The organism is Rhodococcoides fascians A25f, assembly GCF_000760935.2.
Classification (GTDB): domain Bacteria; phylum Actinomycetota; class Actinomycetes; order Mycobacteriales; family Mycobacteriaceae; genus Rhodococcoides.
The window spans coordinates 3,399,779-3,417,499 of sequence record NZ_CP049744.1 but is presented as its reverse complement, the minus strand read 5'-3'; the positions used below and the strand labels follow the sequence as shown (position 1 = coordinate 3,417,499).

At 65.3% G+C, this 17,721-nt stretch carries 14 protein-coding genes; 9 read left to right on the top strand and 5 right to left on the bottom strand.

The features are described 5' to 3' along the window. Window positions 1-46 precede the first annotated feature (46 nt). The gene (locus tag BH93_RS16070; protein ID WP_037174060.1) at window positions 47-1,195 is read right to left on the bottom strand and encodes a PQQ-dependent sugar dehydrogenase; all 1,149 of its coding nucleotides are present in this window, start codon (window positions 1,193-1,195) and stop codon (window positions 47-49) included. An 84-nt stretch (window positions 1,196-1,279) separates the two neighbouring features. On the opposite strand from BH93_RS16070, the gene BH93_RS16065 reads away from it, so the two are divergent. Next, window positions 1,280-2,275, top strand: coding sequence for a DoxX family protein (locus tag BH93_RS16065; RefSeq protein ID WP_037174059.1), 996 nt, complete (start codon window positions 1,280-1,282; stop codon window positions 2,273-2,275). Window positions 2,276-2,343: 68 nt separating this feature from the next. On the opposite strand, the gene ilvD is transcribed toward BH93_RS16065, so the two are convergent. Beyond that, window positions 2,344-4,185: a dihydroxy-acid dehydratase gene (gene ilvD / locus BH93_RS16060; protein WP_037174058.1), complete on the bottom strand. Its 1,842-nt coding sequence runs from the start codon at window positions 4,183-4,185 to the stop codon at window positions 2,344-2,346. 59 nt (window positions 4,186-4,244) lie between these two features. Next, a complete protein-coding gene (locus BH93_RS16055) occupies window positions 4,245-4,670 on the bottom strand; it encodes a PH domain-containing protein (RefSeq protein ID WP_037174423.1) in 426 nt (141 codons plus the stop codon). Window positions 4,671-5,035: 365 nt separating this feature from the next. On the opposite strand from BH93_RS16055, the gene BH93_RS16050 reads away from it, so the two are divergent. From BH93_RS16050 to BH93_RS16030, 5 genes are all read left to right on the top strand, one after another. Further along, the gene (locus tag BH93_RS16050; RefSeq protein WP_032376997.1) at window positions 5,036-6,994 is read left to right on the top strand and encodes an acetolactate synthase large subunit; all 1,959 of its coding nucleotides are present in this window, start codon (window positions 5,036-5,038) and stop codon (window positions 6,992-6,994) included. Continuing rightward, window positions 6,991-7,494 carry an acetolactate synthase small subunit gene (ilvN, locus tag BH93_RS16045; RefSeq protein ID WP_008717436.1) on the top strand — a complete coding sequence of 168 codons (504 nt, stop codon included), beginning with the start codon at window positions 6,991-6,993 and terminating at the stop codon, window positions 7,492-7,494. Before BH93_RS16050 ends, ilvN begins: the two co-directional genes overlap by 4 nt. Window positions 7,495-7,556: 62 nt before the next feature. Continuing rightward, window positions 7,557-8,558 (top strand): ketol-acid reductoisomerase, encoded by a 1,002-nt coding sequence (ilvC, locus tag BH93_RS16040; protein WP_170944858.1) that lies wholly within the window; start codon window positions 7,557-7,559, stop codon window positions 8,556-8,558. Between the two features lie 188 nt (window positions 8,559-8,746). Beyond that, window positions 8,747-10,342, top strand: coding sequence for a phosphoglycerate dehydrogenase (gene serA / locus BH93_RS16035; protein WP_037174057.1), 1,596 nt, complete (start codon window positions 8,747-8,749; stop codon window positions 10,340-10,342). Window positions 10,343-10,384: 42 nt separating this feature from the next. Next, window positions 10,385-11,395 (top strand): 3-isopropylmalate dehydrogenase, encoded by a 1,011-nt coding sequence (locus BH93_RS16030; RefSeq protein WP_037174056.1) that lies wholly within the window; start codon window positions 10,385-10,387, stop codon window positions 11,393-11,395. An 80-nt stretch (window positions 11,396-11,475) separates the two neighbouring features. On the opposite strand, the gene BH93_RS16025 is transcribed toward BH93_RS16030, so the two are convergent. Next, the gene (locus tag BH93_RS16025; protein ID WP_037174055.1) at window positions 11,476-12,687 is read right to left on the bottom strand and encodes an MFS transporter; all 1,212 of its coding nucleotides are present in this window, start codon (window positions 12,685-12,687) and stop codon (window positions 11,476-11,478) included. Window positions 12,688-12,820: 133 nt separating this feature from the next. Between BH93_RS16025 and BH93_RS16020 the strand changes: the two genes are divergently transcribed. Genes BH93_RS16020 through BH93_RS16010 form a run of 3 tightly spaced genes read left to right on the top strand, consistent with a single transcriptional unit; the run spans window position 12,821 to window position 16,146 of the window. Beyond that, complete coding sequence (locus BH93_RS16020) at window positions 12,821-13,594, top strand: fumarylacetoacetate hydrolase family protein (protein ID WP_037174053.1); 774 nt, start codon at window positions 12,821-12,823, stop codon at window positions 13,592-13,594. 7 nt (window positions 13,595-13,601) lie between these two features. Continuing rightward, on the top strand, window positions 13,602-15,077 hold the full coding sequence (gltX, locus tag BH93_RS16015; protein WP_037174050.1) for a glutamate--tRNA ligase: 1,476 nt from the start codon (window positions 13,602-13,604) through the stop codon (window positions 15,075-15,077). 46 nt (window positions 15,078-15,123) lie between these two features. Continuing rightward, complete coding sequence (locus BH93_RS16010) at window positions 15,124-16,146, top strand: YihY/virulence factor BrkB family protein (protein ID WP_037174049.1); 1,023 nt, start codon at window positions 15,124-15,126, stop codon at window positions 16,144-16,146. Here BH93_RS16010 and BH93_RS16005 read toward each other — a convergent pair. Continuing rightward, window positions 16,086-17,669, bottom strand: a complete 1,584-nt coding sequence (locus BH93_RS16005; protein ID WP_037174048.1) for a bifunctional 3'-5' exonuclease/DNA polymerase — start codon at window positions 17,667-17,669, stop codon at window positions 16,086-16,088. The two genes, BH93_RS16010 and BH93_RS16005, sit on opposite strands and share 61 nt — an antisense overlap. Between the last annotated feature and the right edge of the window lie 52 nt (window positions 17,670-17,721).

Sequence of the window (17,721 nt, the reverse complement as noted above, 5' to 3'; positions counted from 1 at the left end):
AGACTGCGGCCGAGCGCGATTGCGCTCGGCCGCAGTCGTTCGTCGATCAGTCGACTCCGCCTCCGCCTCCACCGGGGAAGGGCACCTTGACGACGCGGTCGTCGGTGGGGCCGGGCTCCGCGCCGTTCTTGTTCACCGTTCCCACCAGAATCTGACCGTCCGCCGAGCTCGTTGCCCCGTTCAGCTGTCCGTAACGGTCCTGGATCAGCAGCGTCGGTTCGGCCGATACGGCTCCGGTGTTTGCATCGGTGGTCAGCGCTGCAACAGCTTTCGCTGTCGTGAGGGCCACAGCCACGCCACCGTCGCCTGCTGCACATCCGGCCACGCCGGGGCGGTCCGGCCACGTCCATACCGGAGAGAACACCGCGCCGAGTTTGTCGATGCGCTGCAAGCGGTCTTCGATCGCGGTGCGGTCGGTGACATAGATGTTCCCGGCACCGTCGGTGCACACATCGCCTGCCGTCCCGATTCCACTCAGTGCGATCTGCGGACGCGGGGGATTGGACGTCGGGGACAACGACGTCACCCGTAACAGCTTGCCGGACAGAGAATCCGGATTCTGGGCTGCGGCCGGGTCGCCGTTGTCGCCGGTGAGGACGAGCAGCTCGGTCGGGGTGTAGAAGTCGATGGACCCACGATTGCCCGTCGCGCCGCGAGGAATGCCGGTCAAGATGTCCTTGGGGACGTCGCCGGGAGCGAGCCGAACCACTCTGGTGTCCGAGGGCGTGGTGACGAGGGCGTAGAGCAGCCTGTCCTCGGTGTAGGTGGGGGAGAGCGCGATGTCGAGTAGTCCTCCGTCACCGGTGCCATCGACCGCGATGCGGGCGACCTCGAGCGGTGTGCGACCTGCCGCGACCTCCATGATGCGACCGGTTCGGCGCTCGGCTACCAGCGCGCTCTGTCCGTCGGGCAGTGCCACGAGGCCGCCGGTGGTGTCCAGACACGTCGCGATCACCGACGGGTCGGGATCGACGCAGGGACCCGACGGCGGGGGCGGAGCATTCGGATCCGACGACGGCGGTGCCTCGCTGGGGGTCGTCGGTTGCAATTCGGCGGCACCGACCTCGGGTGCAGGGGTGAACGGCGACGAATTCGAGTCGTCGAAGCGGGCGCACCCGGCGAGCATGGCGGCCGTCATGGACAGTGCGACGACAGCGGCAGTGGCACTTCGAGGTGACGCTCCGACCGGCTTCATCCTTCGAACGGTACGTCAGCGTCGGTGCGGACTCGCCACGCGGCCATGAGGGTAATCGGCGCATATCGGCTCTACTGTGGGGAGGTGACCGATACACCGCGCGACCCAAACCGGCCGGACCAGTCGTACGAACCGGCCGAGAGCCCGTACGACAATCCCACCGAACAGATCCCACCCTCGCGCTCTGCGTCCGGCACACCCGCCTCGGACCGAGCCGATACCTCCGGCGCATCGACCTCTGCGTTCGGTGCCCAGCGTTCGGATCGATTGCCTCGGACCGACGACGAGCTCGACTTCCCGTACTCGTCGACGTCCGACGCACGTTCGTCCGATACGAGGTCGACAGACGCGCAACCGACCGAGAAGATCCAGGCCTATCGGCCGTCGGCTTACGCGGATTCGCCCACGACCGGTGCGTCGGCCGACAGCACGTCCTCGACCGCATACTCCGATCACTCCACCGAGTACCTCGGCACCTCGGCGGGCGCAGGAGCCACAGCGTCCGGAGCGGCAGTCACCCCCGAGCCCGAGGTTCGCACCGAGACCGTCGAGGTGCCCGCTCGTCGCGGTAGCACCGATCTCGGCTTGTTCGTCCTGCGCGTGGCGGTAGGAGCGGTATTCCTCGGTCACGGCTTGCAGAAACTGGTCGGCCTGTGGAACGGGCCGGGACTCGACGGATTCCAGAATCTGCTGGAGAACTCGGGCTTTCGCTACTCGGAGATTCTCGCGATCGCGGCTGCTGCAGGCGAGACGCTCGGCGGCGCGTTGTTGATCCTGGGTCTGGCGACACCGCTCGCGGGCGCAGCCGTGCTCGCGACCATCATCAACGCGTGGTGCTTCAAGCAGGCCGCAGAGCCCGGGTTGCAGTTCTCCGGTAGCAGCGGCGTCGAGTACGAGACAGTTCTCGGCTTCGCCGCGGCCGCAATCATCCTCACCGGCCCGGGAAAGATCGCCTTCGACGGTCGGCGCGGGTGGGCCACTCGACCGCGAATCGGATCGCTGCTGGCACTCGTCGTCGGCATCGCCGCAGGCGTGTGCATCTGGATCTTCCTCAACGGAGCCAACCCCGTCGTTCGCTGATCCCCGATACCGATCGAACCCATGTGCGTGGCACTTCGTAGCTCCACGCACATGGGTTCTGCTGTTTCTCAGGGCACGTAGCGGACGGCACCCTTGTCGGCCGACGTCGCCAAAGCCGCGTACGCGCGCAGGGCGGTCGTGACCGTGCGCTGGCGGTCCACCGGCTGCCACGGACGCTCGGACGTGAGCATCTTCGCTCGGCGCGTCTCGAGGGTCTCGTCGTCCACCAGAATTTCGAGGGTGCGGGAGGCGACGTCGATCCGAACCTGGTCACCGTTCTCGACGAGCCCGATGACTCCGCCGGCCGCGGCCTCGGGCGAGATGTGCCCGATGGACAGGCCCGAGGTTCCGCCGGAGAAGCGGCCGTCGGTGATCAGCGCGCAGACCTTGCCCAGACCGGCACCCTTCAGAAACGCCGTCGGGTGCAGCATCTCCTGCATGCCCGGGCCGCCCTTGGGTCCCTCGTAGCGAACGACCAGCACGTCGCCGGGTTGGATCTTCTTCTGCAGAATGGCGGAGACGGCCTCTTCCTGCGATTCGACGACCAGGGCCGGGCCCTGGAAGGCGAACAGGTCCTCGTCGATGCCGGCGGTCTTGAGGATGGCACCGTCGACCGCGATGTTGCCGCGGAGCACCACCAGGCCACCTTCGACCGTGTACGCGTGCTCGAGATCGCGGATGCAGCCGCCTGCGGCGTCGGTGTCGAGAGACGACCAGCGGTTGTTCGTGGAGAACGGCTCGACGGTGCGGACGCCACCGGGCGCAGCATGGAACAACTCGACCGCTTCGTCGGACGCCTTTCCTGATCGGATGTCCCAGGTGTCGAGCCACTCGTCGAAGCTCTTCGTGTGCACGGTCGAGACGTCGGTTTCGAGCAGGTTCGCGCGACGCAGTTCGCCGAGGAGAGCCGGAATTCCGCCGGCGCGGTGTACGTCCTCCATGTGGTAATCGGAGTTGGGGGAGACCTTTGCCAGGCACGGGACCTTGCGGCTGATGGCGTCGATGGTCTCGAGGTCGAAGTCGACCTCACCTTCCTGCGCGGCAGCGAGGGTGTGCAGCACCGTGTTGGTCGATCCGCCCATCGCCACATCGAGTGCCATGGCGTTGCGAAACGCGGCCGGGGTGGCGATGTTGCGAGGGAGAACGGACTCGTCCTCGTCGCGGTAGTACTTCAATGCGGCGTCGACGATCGTGGTGCCGGCTCGCGTGAACAGGGCGCGGCGGGCCTGATGAGTAGCCAGAGTCGAACCGTTTCCCGGCAGTGCGAGTCCGAGTGCCTCGGTGAGACAGTTCATCGAGTTCGCAGTGAACATTCCCGAGCAGGATCCACACGTGGGGCAGGCACTGCGCTCGACCTCGTCGAGACCTTCCTCGGACACAGCGTCGTTCGCGCTGGCGGAGATCGCGGTGATCAGGTCGGTCGGTGCCTGTGCGACGCCGCCGACGACGACGGCCTTGCCCGCCTCCATCGGTCCGCCCGAGACGAAGACGGCCGGGATGTTCAGGCGCATCGCGGCATTGAGCATGCCGGGAGTGATCTTGTCGCAGTTGGAGATGCAGACCAGCGCGTCGGCGGTGTGCGCGTTGGCCATGTACTCGACGGAATCGGCGATGATCTCGCGGCTGGGCAGCGAGTACAGCATGCCGCCGTGGCCCATGGCGATGCCGTCGTCGACGGCGATCGTGTGGAATTCACGGGGAACGCCGCCGGCCGCGCGGACGGCGTCGGCGACGATCTCGCCCACGTTCTTCAGGTGCACGTGGCCCGGGACGAACTGGGTGTACGAGTTCGCGATGGCGACGATGGGTTTACCGAAATCCGAATCGGTCATTCCGGTGGCGCGCCACAGCGAGCGTGCGCCCGCGGCGTTGCGTCCGACAGTGGTGACCCGTGAGCGTAGCGGCGGCATGTGCGTAGTCCTCGTTCGTTGCAGCGGTTTCTCGCACGGACGAGGCTACTCGCCGTCTGCTACCGGTCGGTCGGTGCCTGCTCGCCCTCGGCGTCGTCGGCTTCCGCTCGGGCCTTGTCTTCTGCGGCAGCGGCAGCGGCGTACGGATCGGTGATGCGGCCGCCGCTGGCAGCAGCGAGTTGGGGAAGGAGATCGAACCGCACCAGCGGCAGCGATTTCTCGCTCGTGTCGCTCAGGACGACGCGCGCCCAGCGGCGATCCGGGAAATGCAGACCCGTCACCGAATTCCAGTCGATCACGTCCGAACCCACGAACCGTCGAGCGGTGATCGCGTCCGGAGTGACGACGGTGCGCACCCGAAGCACCCAGACGAACGCAACGATCGGCAGGATCAGCAGCCAGCCCAGAGCCGCGGGCCAGCTGAACGCCGGCAGCGCTGTGCCGAACAGCAGCAGCGCCACGCCGAGCAGTGCAAGGCGCGGCATGCGAATGACCTGCGTGGTCGACGGTTGTCGACCCTCGGCACCGTTCGGTGCCTCGGAGGCAGTGTGGGATGATGGCCGAGGTGGTTCGGACTGCTGCGGAGACGACACCCATTCATCTTCGCATTGCATCTACGCGATCTCACATAATGGGATTGCGTCGTGACGAGTTTGACTCTTCCCTGTGCGCGCGCCTACCGTCGAGCGCGTGAAGCGGAATTGGATACTCGTAATCGGCCGGCGCGTCAACGCCTGAGCCGGTTGTTCAAACTCGCATCGACGCGCCACCCTCGTACAGCACTCGCTGACGGGGGTTTTTTCTTGCCCAGAGATCGCCCAGCAATTTCACATTCCTGAGGAAGCAATCAGTGAGCGCACCAACCGCACGCCCGGGGCCCACGACTCGTAAGTCGGGGCCGGCCGCAAGCCCGTCGACCAGCAGCCCGTCCGCAGAAGCGGCGACCAACGGATCGCGACGTCACGTCGCGCCCGAGAAGGTCTCCGGCGCACAGTCGGTCGTTCGAGCCCTCGAAGAACTCGACGTCGACACCGTATTCGGCATTCCCGGTGGCGCGGTTCTCCCGGTCTACGACCCGCTCTTCGACTCCGTCAAGGTGCGCCATGTGTTGGTGCGTCACGAGCAGGGTGCAGGCCACGCAGCGACCGGCTACGCCCAGGCGACCGGCAAGGTCGGCGTCTGCATGGCGACGTCCGGCCCGGGTGCGACCAACCTCGTCACCCCGTTGGCCGATGCACAGATGGACTCTGTGCCCATCGTCGCGATCACCGGTCAGGTCGCGCGCAGCCTCATCGGCACCGACGGCTTCCAGGAAGCCGATATTTCGGGTATCACGATGCCCATCACCAAGCACAACTTCCTGATCACCGACGGCGCGGACATTCCGCGCATCATGGCCGAGGCGTTCTACATCGCGGCCTCGGGTCGTCCCGGAGCCGTGCTCGTCGACATCCCGAAGGACGTGCTGCAGGCACAGACCACGTTCTCGTGGCCACCGGAAATGCGTCTGCCCGGGTACCGCCCGGTCACCAAGCCGCACGGCAAGCAGGTTCGCGAAGCAGCGCGCTACATCGCCGATGCCAAGCAGCCGGTGCTGTACGTCGGCGGCGGCGTCATCAAGGCGAACGCCTCGGCAGAACTGCTCGAGCTCGCCGAACTGACCGGTATTCCGGTCGTCACCACGCTGATGGCGCGCGGGGCGTTTCCCGACACCCACCAGCTGAACCTGGGCATGCCCGGCATGCACGGCACGGTCGCTGCGGTCGCCGCTCTGCAACGCAGCGATCTGCTGATCACGCTCGGTGCCCGGTTCGACGACCGCGTCACCGGTCAGCTCTCGTCCTTCGCGCCGGATGCCAAGGTCATCCACGCCGACATCGACCCCGCCGAGATCGGTAAGAACCGGTACGCGGACGTGCCGATAGTGGGCGACTGCGGCGAGGTCATCACCGAGCTGATCGAGGCTCTGCGGGCCGATCGCGCTACGGGAACGACTCTCGATCTCGAGCAGTGGTGGGTCTACCTCGACGGCATCCGCAAGACGTACCCGTTGAGTTACGACCGTCCGTCCGACGGTTCCATGTCTCCCGAGTTCGTGATCTCCTCGGTCGGCAAGTTCGCCGGTCCCGACGCGATCTACTGTGCCGGCGTCGGCCAGCACCAGATGTGGGCCGCGCAGTTCATCAACTACGAGAAGCCGCGCACGTGGCTCAACTCGGGTGGCCTCGGCACGATGGGGTACGCGGTTCCGGCCGCCATGGGAGCCAAGATGGGCCTGCCCGACGCCGAGGTGTGGGCCATCGACGGTGACGGTTGTTTCCAGATGACCAACCAGGAGCTCGCGACCTGCGCGGTCGAGGGCATCCCGATCAAGGTCGCGCTCATCAACAACGGCAACCTCGGCATGGTTCGGCAGTGGCAGACCTTGTTCTACGAGGAGCGCTACTCCAACACCAACCTCGGTACGCACGGTGCCGTTCGTATCCCCGATTTCGTCAAGCTTGCCGAGGCATTGGGCTGCGTCGGTCTGCGGTGCGAGCGGGAAGAGGACGTCGATGCCGTGATCGCTCAGGCACGCGCGATCAACGACCGTCCGGTCGTCATCGACTTCATCGTCGGTGCCGACGCCCAGGTGTGGCCGATGGTGGCCGCCGGAACAGGCAACGACGAGATCATGGCCGCCCGCGGAATTCGGCCGCTGTTCGACGAGGACGAGACCGTGGGCAGCGAGCCGGGAATCGACGACGCGATGGAACGCGAGCAGGCGCCGCACCCGATGAACAACGACGTGAAAGGCACCGACCTGTGAGCACGAGCCATACCCTCAGCGTCCTCGTCGAGGACAAGCCAGGTGTGCTGGCCCGCGTCGCCGCACTGTTCTCGCGTCGCGGCTTCAACATCTCCTCGCTCGCCGTCGGCGGAACCGAGATTCCCGACATCTCACGCATGACCATCGTCGTGACCGTCGACGAATTTCCGCTCGAGCAGGTGACCAAGCAGCTCAACAAGCTCATCAACGTCATCAAGATCGTCGAGCAGGACGACGATTCGTCGGTGGCTCGCGAGTTGGTGCTGATCAAGGTCCGAGCCGACGCCAGCGTCCGCAGCGAGGTCATCGAAACGGTGAACCTGTTCCGCGCCAAAGTGATCGATGTCTCGCCCGAGGCAGTCACGGTCGAAGCGACGGGCACCCGCTCGAAGCTCGACGCGTTGCTGAAGATGTTGGACCCCTATGGAATTCGAGAAATAGTTCAGTCGGGAGTCGTTGCCGTCGGACGTGGACCGAAATCGATCACTGCGTCGCGGTAGCGGCCCCGGTGACGAACACACGTAAAACCCAAGAGGAAAGGTAACAACCAGTGGCAGTCGAGATGTTCTACGACGACGATGCTGATCTGTCGATCATCCAGGGCCGCAAGGTCGCTGTGATCGGATACGGAAGCCAGGGCCACGCGCACTCGCTGAGCCTGCGCGACTCCGGCGTCGATGTTCGCATCGGCCTGGCGGCAGGCTCGAAGTCCCGCGCCAAGGCGGAGGAGCAGGGCCTGAAGGTCGGTACGCCCGCCGAGGTGTCCGAGTGGGCAGACGTGATCATGGTGCTCGCACCCGATACCGCTCAGGCCAAGATCTTCTCCGAAGAGATCGAGCCCAACCTGAAGGACGGCGACGCGCTGTTCTTCGGCCACGGCCTCAACATCCACTTCGACCTGATCAAGGCTCCTGAGTTCGTCACCGTCGGCATGGTCGCCCCCAAGGGCCCCGGCCACCTCGTGCGTCGCCAGTTCGTCGACGGCAAGGGCGTTCCCGCGCTCATCGCCATCGACCAGGACCCGAAGGGTGAGGGCCAGGCCCTCGCACTGTCGTGGGCCAAGGGCATCGGCGGAACCCGCGCAGGCGTCATCAAGACCACGTTCAAGGAAGAGACCGAGACCGACCTCTTCGGTGAGCAGGCCGTGCTGTGCGGTGGCACCGAAGAGCTCGTCAAGACCGGCTTCGAGGTCATGGTCGAGGCCGGCTACGCCCCCGAGATGGCGTACTTCGAGGTGCTGCACGAGCTCAAGCTCATCGTCGACCTCATGTACGAGGGCGGCATCGCTCGCATGAACTACTCGGTGTCCGACACCGCGGAGTTCGGCGGCTACCTCTCGGGACCTCGCGTCATCGACGCAGGTACCAAGGAGCGCATGAAGGCAATTCTGGCCGACATCCAGTCGGGTGAGTTCACTCGTCGCCTGGTCGCCAACGTCGAGAACGGCAACACCGAGCTCGAAGGCCTGCGCAAGGCCAACGCCGAGCACCCCATCGAGGTCACCGGCAAGAAGCTGCGCGACCTGATGAGCTGGGTCGATCGTCCGATCACTGAAACGGCATGATTCTCGCCGAATCGCGTTCGCACGCACACTGATCGAAGGGCACCGCTACACAAGGTGGCGGTGCCCTTCGGTGCGTGCCCGACGGTGGCGTCGCAGCTCGACGTCGCCGGCCACTAAACTGTTTCTGCTGCACCAGCTCCGAAATTTTTACCGTCAACAGTCTCGAACCGACTTAGGGAGTTCTTCACGTGAGCCAGCCAGGCCGTCCTGTCGTTCTGATCGCCGACAAACTTGCGCAGTCCACCGTCGAGGCACTGGGTGACGGCGTCGAGGTCCGTTGGGTCGACGGCCCGGATCGTCCCGCGCTGCTCGCCGCGGTTCCCGAGGCCGACGCGATCCTCGTGCGTTCCGCGACCACGGTCGACGCCGAGGTGCTCGCTGCCGGGACCAATCTCAAGATCGTCGCCCGCGCCGGCGTCGGCCTGGACAACGTCGACGTACCCGCAGCCACCGAGCGCGGCGTCCTCGTCGTCAACGCACCGACCTCCAACATCCACACCGCCGCCGAGCATGCAGTCACGTTGCTCCTCTCGGCCGCGCGTCAGATTCCCGCTGCCGACGCCACCCTGCGTCAGCACGAGTGGAAGCGCAGCAAGTTCAACGGTGTCGAGATCTTCGGCAAGACCGTCGGTGTCGTGGGTCTCGGCCGCATCGGTCAGTTGTTCGCGCAGCGTCTCGCCGCATTCGAAACCCACATCATCGCCTACGACCCCTACGTCTCCGCTGCCCGCGCGGCGCAGCTCGGTATCGAACTGGTGAGCTTGGACGAGCTGCTCGAGCGCGCAGACATGTTCTCGGTTCACCTGCCGAAGACGCCCGAGACCAAGGGCATCATCGGCAAGGAAGCCCTCGCCAAGACCAAGCCGGGTGTCATCGTCGTCAACGCCGCTCGCGGTGGTCTGGTCGACGAGCAGGCGCTGGCCGACGCCATCACCAGTGGTCATGTCTTCGCCGCCGGTATCGACGTCTACGCCTCCGAGCCGTGCACCGACAGCCCGTTGTTCGAGCTGCCCCAGGTCGTCGTCACCCCGCACCTCGGCGCGTCGACCACCGAGGCCCAGGACCGCGCAGGCACCGATGTGGCCAAGTCCGTGTTGCTCGCTCTCGCAGGTGAATTCGTGCCCGACGCGGTCAACGTCAAGGGTGGGGCCGTCGGCGAAGAGGTCTCGCCGTGGCTCGAGATCGTGCGCAAGCAGGGGGTACTGCTGGGCGCACTGTCCGCCGAGCTTCCCACGTCGCTCTCGGTCGACGTACGCGGCGAACTGGCCGCCGAGGACGTCGAGATCCTCAAGCTGTCGGCGTTGCGGGGCTTGTTCTCTGCGGTCATCGAGGACTCGGTCACGTTCGTCAACGCTCCGTCGCTCGCCGAGGAGCGTGGCGTCACCGCCGAGGTCACCACGGCGTCCGAAAGTGAGAACCACCGCAGCGTCGTCGACGTCCGGGCCGTGTACGGCGACGGAACGGTCCTGAACGTCGCCGGAACTCTCACCGGGACGACGCAGGTCGAGAAGATCGTCAACATCAACGGTCGCAACTTCGATCTGCGCGCCGAGGGCAAGAACCTCATCGTCAACTACGCGGATCAGCCCGGCAGTCTCGGCCGGATCGGCACGCTGCTCGGTGATGCAGGCATCGACATCCAGGCCGCTGCGCTGAGCCAGGACTCCGAGGGTGACGGCGCAACGATTCTGTTGCGCGTCGACAAGGACGTTCCGGCCGAGCTCAGTGCGAGCATCGCCGGTGCGGTCGGTGCATCCACCATCGAGCTGGTCGACCTGTCCTGATCGCCGCAGCCGATCGGACCAACACGAACTACGAGGAGTGAGATGAAGCTGGCCGTCATCGCCGGGGACGGAATCGGACCCGAGGTCGTCGCCGAGGCGCTTGCCGTGCTCGACGTGGTCGCGCCCGGTACCGAGAAGACCGAGTACGACCTCGGCGCGCGCCGCTACAACGCCACCGGGGAGCTGCTACCGGACTCGGTGTTGGCGGAACTGCGTGAGCACGACGCAATCCTGTTGGGAGCCATCGGCGATCCGTCGGTACCCAGTGGTGTGCTCGAACGCGGGTTGCTTCTGCGCGCTCGATTCGCGCTCGATCATCACATCAATCTGCGTCCGGCCAAGCTGTATCCCGGAGTTGTCGGCCCGCTGGCCGGCGACAAGGAGATCGACGTCGTCGTCGTGCGCGAGGGCACCGAGGGGCCCTACACCGGAAACGGTGGTGCGCTTCGGGTCGGTACGCCGCACGAGGTCGCTACCGAGGTCAGCGTCAACACGCGCTACGGCGTGGAGCGGGTGGTGCGCAACGGTTTCGAGCGAGCGCTCACTCGGAAGAAGCATCTGACGCTGCTGCACAAGACCAATGTGCTGACCTTCGCAGGCAGCCTGTGGGCTCGCACCGTCGACGAGGTCGCCGCGGAATTTCCGGACGTCGAGGTCGCATATCAGCACATCGATGCCGCGATGATTCACCTCGTCACCGATCCCGGTCGGTTCGATGTGATCGTCACCGACAACCTGTTCGGCGACATCGTGACCGACCTCTCGGCCGCAGTGACCGGTGGAATCGGTTTGGCCGCAAGCGGAAACATCGATGCGACCGGTACCAACCCGAGCATGTTCGAGCCGGTTCACGGTAGTGCGCCCGACATCGCCGGACAGCAGAAGGCAGATCCGACCGCTGCCATCCTGTCGGTGTCGCTGTTGCTCGATCATCTCGGAGATGCGGCGGGAGCCGCGCGAGTGGAAGCCGCTGTCGCAGCGGATCTCGCGCAGCGAGGAACGACGGCGGCGTCGACGAAGGAGATCGGCGCACGAATCGCCGCTCGCCTGTAGCTCGATCGACACGACATGCCACGGTAGGCCGACTGCCCACCGTGGCATGTCGTGTTTCCGGATATCCCCGCCGTGCTGGATCAGCCCGCGCTGTCGGGAATCTCGGGACGTGGATCGTCGGGGACGATCGGCACGGAGAGTGCGGGGAAGATCGCCGACACCAGGAATGCGATGGGAAAGCTGACCGCCGCAAGTGCCCCGAACACCGGCGGCACGGCCGACGCGAACACGTATTGACTCGTGTTCTGCACGCCGAGGGCGCGGCCGCTCCAATACGGTCCAGATATCTCGGCGACTGCGGTGAAGGCAAGACCGTTCGGGGCAACGGTGGCTACGGACGCGACGACGAGCAGCACGATCGCGACGGGGGAGTCGAACCAGTCGGCCACTCCGAGTCCGAGCATGCTGACGGCGGCAGTCACCGCGACCCACCGTAGGGGCCGCATGCGGCTGCCGACCCGATCGGACAGTGCGCCGACGCTCATCCGGCCCAGTGCGCCGAGAATCTGCGTGACCGTGACGAGAACGCCCGCCGCCGCCGCCGTCCATCCTCGGTCGGTCATCAGCCAGACGAGCGCGTACGTCCAGACCACGTACTGCGGGACCACCAACAGGATCGACGTGGCGTGAATGCGCCACAGTTGCCTGCTGCCTCGGTACGGATTGTCGAGCAAACCCTGCTCCGCCGCATCGGTGCGATTGGGACGCGGGGGGTCGACGACAGCGAGACACAGGAGTGCGGCTGTTGCGCACACGGCGGCGGGTACGAGCAAAGCCGCTCCGACGCCGTGGTCCCGGGCGATGGGTGGGATGGTCAGTGCCGCAACGGCCACGCCCAGCGGTACCGACATCTGCCTGATACCCATCGCCAATCCACGGCGATGCGGCGGGAACCATCCCACCACGACTCGTCCGCTCGCGCTGTTCGCACTGGCGGCTGCCATACCGCCGATCAGCAGAAGAACGGCCAGCACCGGAATGGAGGTGCTGACCACTGCAGCGACACTCGCGGCGGCCGTGAGCCCGAGCCCGATCACCAGGACGAGACGCTCGCCGATCCGGTCGACGAGCACGCCCCATGCGATGAGGGTCAACATGATGCCGACGGTGGGCATCGCAACGACGAATCCTGCCGTGGCAAGGCCGAGCCCTCGGTCGTCGTGCAGAGCGGGAATGAGAAATGCAGCACCGTTGATGAAGACGGCACCTGCAGTCTGCGCAAGCATTCCGAGTACGAGCATGAACCACCGTCGTGCCTCGCCGATACCGGACAACTGCTTCGTGGCGTCCATTCCGTCCTCGCGATCTCACTATGTGAACATTCAGTCTTGAAATATGGAACTTATTCGGAACATTACACCGGCGAAGGATCAACGGATCGGACGGCGTCGACGTGTGGAGAACGACGGTCGATAGACTTCGGGCATGCGTCTCGGTCGAATTGCAAGTCCTGATGGTGTGGCATTCGTGAGTATCGAAGGTGAGGGTGACTCGCAGACTGCGAAGGAAATTGCCGAACATCCTTTCGGCACACCCACGTTCACGGGTCGGTCGTGGCCGCTTGCCGACGTACGACTGCTCGCTCCCATCCTCGCCAGCAAGGTCATCGCCATCGGCAAGAACTACGCCGCTCACGCGGCCGAGATGGGCGGTGAGGCACCGAAGGACCCCGTGATCTTCATCAAGCCGAACACCTCCATCGTCGGCCCGGGTGCGGCCATCGTGCTGCCGTCGTCGTCGAGCGAGGTGCATTACGAGGGTGAACTGGCCATCGTGATCGGTCGTCCCTGCAAGGACGTTCCGGCGTCGAAGGCGTACGAGGTGGTGCTCGGATACACCGTCGCCAACGACGTCTCGGCCCGCGACCACCAGAAGAACGATGGGCAGTGGACTCGTGCCAAGGGGCACGACACCTTCTGCCCACTGGGGCCGTGGATCGAGACCTCGCTCGATCCCTCCGATCTGGAGATCAAGACCGAGGTCGACGGTGTCGTCAAGCAGCGGAGCCGCACTTCGCTTCTGCTGCACGACATTCCGAAGATCATCGAGTGGGTGTCCGCGGTGATGACGCTGCTCCCCGGCGACGTGATCCTCACTGGAACCCCCGAGGGAGTGGGACCCATCGTCGACGGTGACAGTGTGTCGATCACCGTCGAGGGAATCGGTACCCTGACCAATCCCGTCGCAGCGAAGAAGTAGGGCAACGATGACCACTCCAGCAGCCGTACGCGTTCGATTCTGCCCGTCTCCCACCGGTACCCCGCACGTCGGACTCATCCGAACAGCGCTGTTCAACTGGGCGTTCGCGAGGCATCACGGTGGAACTTTCGTCTTTCGCATCGAGGACACGGACGCCGCACGCGACTCCGAGGAGTCCTACGCCGCCCTGCTCGACGCATTGCGCTGGCTCGGTCTCGACTGGGACGAGGGTCCCGAGGTGGGCGGTCCGTACGAGCCCTACCGTCAGTCTTTGCGTCGAGAGCAGCACACGGCCGTCGTTCGACAGTTGCTCGACGCCGGTGAAGCCTACGAATCGTTTTCCACGCCCGAGGAAGTCGAAGCTCGCCACAAGGCCGCCGGGCGCGACCCCAAGCTCGGCTACGACAACTTCGACCGCGATCTGACTCCGGAACAGCGGCAGGGCTTTCTGGACGAGGGGCGTGGAGCCGTCGTACGGCTGCGTATGCCCGATCACGATCTGACCTGGAACGACCTCGTACGCGGGGAGACCACGTTCAAGGCGGGAACCGTACCGGACTTCGCGTTGACCCGCGGTAACGGAGTTCCGCTGTACACGTTGGTCAATCCCGTCGACGACGCACTGATGAAGATCACCCATGTGCTGCGTGGCGAAGACCTGCTGTCGTCGACCCCTCGTCAGCTCGCCCTCTACGAGGCGCTGATCCGAATCGGCGTGGCCGATCGGACCCCGGAGTTCGGGCATCTGCCGTTCGTGATGGGCCAGGGCAACAAGAAGCTGTCCAAGCGTGATCCCGAAGCCGATCTCTTCATCCACCGCGATCGGGGATTCATCCCCGAGGGGTTGCTGAACTACCTCGCCCTTCTCGGGTGGGGCATCTCGGACGACCACGATGTGTTCTCGCTCGACGAGATGGTGGAGGCGTTCGAGATCTCGTCGGTCAATTCCAACCCGGCGCGCTTCGATCAGAAGAAGGCCGACGCGATCAACGCCGAGCACATCAGGATGCTGGCAGCGGACGATTTCGCGGCGCGCTTGCGCGAATACCTCGTCGCTCGAGGCTATCTCACCGAGCCGGTCGACGAAAAGATCTTCGCCGTCGCGGCCGATCTGGTGCAGACCCGCATCGTCGTGCTGTCGGACGCCTGGGGACTGCTGAAATTCTTGTTCGTCGACGAGGCGGACTTCGAGATCGATCCCGCTGCTGCAGCCAAGAACCTCGGCCCCGATGCCGCACCCGTTCTCGACGCCACTGTCGAGGCACTGACGGCGTTGCAGACCTGGACCACGGCGGACCTGGAAGCGACTCTCAAGGACGCGTTGATCGAGAAGCTGGAGCTCAAGCCGCGCAAGGCCTTTGCTCCGGTTCGAGTGGGAGTGACAGGGTCGCACATCAGCCCGCCGCTCTACGAGTCCATGGAACTGCTCGGCCGCGAGAGGACCCTCGCTCGTCTGGCTGCTGCACGCACTCGTATCGCGTGACGGCGGTTCGTCGCGGGCCGTCACGCTCGGTCGGAGATTTCGACACATGAGTGTCGCCGATCGACTCGACCGACTGCAGCGCAGGCGGCCGGTTCTCGGATATCCCATTGCGGTGGTGTACAAGTTCGTCGACGATCAGGGCGGGTATCTTGCCGCCCTGATCACCTACTACGCCTTCGTCTCGCTGTTTCCCGCGCTCCTGTTGTTCTCCACGGTTCTGGGCATCGTGTTGGTCGGTAGCCCCGAACTGCAACAACAGATCCTCGACTCGGCGCTGGGGCAGATTCCGGTGATCGGTGACGAACTCGGGCAGCCGGATCGAATCAGCGGCGGTGTCGTGGGTTTGGTCGTCGGTGGACTCGGATCCCTCTACGGCGGGCTCGGTGTGTCGGTGGCATTACAGAACGCGACCAACACCGCGTGGGCCGTGCCCAAGAACGTGCGCCCCGATCCGATCCGCGCCCGCGTGCGCGGGTTGGGCCTGCTCGGTACTGTCGGGATCGCGACCCTCACGATCACGGCTGTCAATGTGCTCAGTGCCGCAGGATATTTCGGTCCCGAGGCCGGCCCGATCGTTTTCACCGTGGCCACCCTCCTGTACGTCGCGGTGTTCGTCGTTGCCTTCCGCTTGGCGACCGCCAGGCCCCTGTCCATCCGAGACGTCCTGCCGGGTGCCGTCGCGGCGGGCATCATCTGGCAACTGCTGCAGAGCTTCGGCAGCGTCTACGTCAAGTACGTGGTGAGCAATGCGACCGTCACCAACGGAGTGTTCGCCGTGGTGCTCGGACTCCTCGCGTTTCTGTACGTCACCTCGTTGTCCGTGGTGATGTGCATCGAGATCAACGTCGTTCGTGTCGATCGACTCTTCCCGCGAGCCCTTCTGGCACCCTTCACCGACGACGTGGAACTGACCGAGGGTGACAAGCTCACCTACACCGGACAGGCAGAAGCGCAGCGCAGCACAGCATTCGAGGAAATCGAGGTGACGTTCGAGGACCCACCGAGTGCTCAGTCGGACTCCGACTCCGACTCCGACTCCGACTCCGAATCGGAAGCCGAAACGCCGTAGAAGCGGTCGATTCTCGTCTCCATCGGAAACCGCACGGCCGTATCGCCGAACATCAACCGAGTAGCCGACAATGCCGCCGCTGCAACGGCTTCCGACACCGTGTCTGCATCGACCGTCGGGCAGTGCACCACCACTTCGTCGTGCTGAAAGAACACCAACTCGCCACTCCCGGCTCCGATCTCGTCCCGCAATCGTCCGCGCAGATCGGCCAACAAGCACAACGCCCATTCCGCAGCGGTGGCCTGTACCACGAAGTTACGGGTGAATCGTCCACGTGCGTGAGCGTCACCACTGGCCCACCACTGCGCCGAGGGCGGTGGGCAGGCCCGACCCAGCCACGAACGGACGACCTCACCCCGCTCGCCGGCGCGGGCGGCCTCTTCGACGAGTCCCACCGCACCGGGGAACCTGGCCCGCAGTCTCGTCAGCAGACCGCGAGCCTCACCCGACGTCGCGCCGTACAGAACTCCGAGAACGGCGACCTTGGCCTTGCCTCGATCGCCCTCGAACGACTCTGCTGCCACAGGTGCGTACAGATCAGCGGTACCGGCAGCGGCAACCATGCGTGGGTCGCCGGACATCGCCGCGAGAATGCGGGGTTCGAGTTGTCCGGCGTCGGCGGCGACGAACGTATGTCCGGGATCGGCGATCACGCTGGCTCGCAACGGTTTCGGAATCTGTAGACCGCCCCCGCCGCGGCTTGCCCACCGGCCCGAGACCACGGCACCGGGAACGTAGACCGGCCGGAACCGATCGCCCCGCACCCACGAGTCCAGCCAAGTCCACCCATTCGTACTGTGCAATTTCGAGAGATCGCGATGGCGCAACAGCAGAGGGACGGCAGGGTGATCGATCTCGCGGATGACGTGTGCGCGAGTCGATGTCAGTTCGATTCCGGAGCGTGCGAACGCGGCCACCACCTCCACCGGCGACGAAGGATTGACGCGTCGACCGAACGCCGACGAGATCTCGCTTTCGAGCCGAACCAGAGACGGAGGGAGGGAACCATCGACCGGACGGGCCCCGAGCATCGACTCGAGATGACGCCGGTGCGCCGCTGCCGAGAACGGCAATCCGCTGTGGGTCATCTCCGCAGCGGCCAGACCCCCGGCCGATTCCGCTGCCGCCAGTAGGTGCAGTGCGCGGTCGGCACCGATGTGCTCGAACTGACGCTGGTACTCGGTGACCACTTCTGCGGGGTCGGAGTGCGGATCCGCGTCGAACAGTCCCGGTCGCAGGTCTGCGGGTGCGGATGGGACAGCTGCGGAGCCGGTTCGCATCGCCAGAATCGCGCCGACCAGAGCGAGATCGTGGCAACGGCGCACGCGTATCCCACGTTCGAGGAGACGAGGGTAGATCCGGCTGGTGTCCTCCCATACCCATCTGGGCCGTTCGGACGCCTCGAGATCGGCAACTGCTGCGGCCGGATCCTCGACCACGGTGGGTACGCCTCGGATCGCACAGTCGTCGTCGAGATACGTCAGTACCGCCTGCTCGCCGCGAGGTACGAGCACGACCTTCATCGGATTGTGCGGTGTGTGCGAGCGGTCACGAAGATCAAGTCTGCTGTACGTG

Bases quoted from the DNA above. Each gene is read 5' to 3' on its own strand.
- BH93_RS16030 (WP_037174056.1), top strand. From the start codon at position 10,385: ATGAAGCTGGCCGTCATCGCCGGGGACGGAATCGGACCCGAGGTCGTC.
- BH93_RS16020 (WP_037174053.1), top strand. From the start codon at position 12,821: ATGCGTCTCGGTCGAATTGCAAGTCCTGATGGTGTGGCATTCGTGAGT.
- gltX (WP_037174050.1), top strand. From the start codon at position 13,602: ATGACCACTCCAGCAGCCGTACGCGTTCGATTCTGCCCGTCTCCCACC.
- BH93_RS16005 (WP_037174048.1), bottom strand. From the start codon at position 17,669: ATGAAGGTCGTGCTCGTACCTCGCGGCGAGCAGGCGGTACTGACGTAT.
- BH93_RS16025 (WP_037174055.1), bottom strand. From the start codon at position 12,687: ATGGACGCCACGAAGCAGTTGTCCGGTATCGGCGAGGCACGACGGTGG.
- BH93_RS16055 (WP_037174423.1), bottom strand. From the start codon at position 4,670: ATGCCGCGCCTTGCACTGCTCGGCGTGGCGCTGCTGCTGTTCGGCACA.
- ilvD (WP_037174058.1), bottom strand. From the start codon at position 4,185: ATGCCGCCGCTACGCTCACGGGTCACCACTGTCGGACGCAACGCCGCG.
- BH93_RS16010 (WP_037174049.1), top strand. From the start codon at position 15,124: ATGAGTGTCGCCGATCGACTCGACCGACTGCAGCGCAGGCGGCCGGTT.
- BH93_RS16070 (WP_037174060.1), bottom strand. From the start codon at position 1,195: ATGAAGCCGGTCGGAGCGTCACCTCGAAGTGCCACTGCCGCTGTCGTC.
- ilvC (WP_170944858.1), top strand. From the start codon at position 7,557: ATGTTCTACGACGACGATGCTGATCTGTCGATCATCCAGGGCCGCAAG.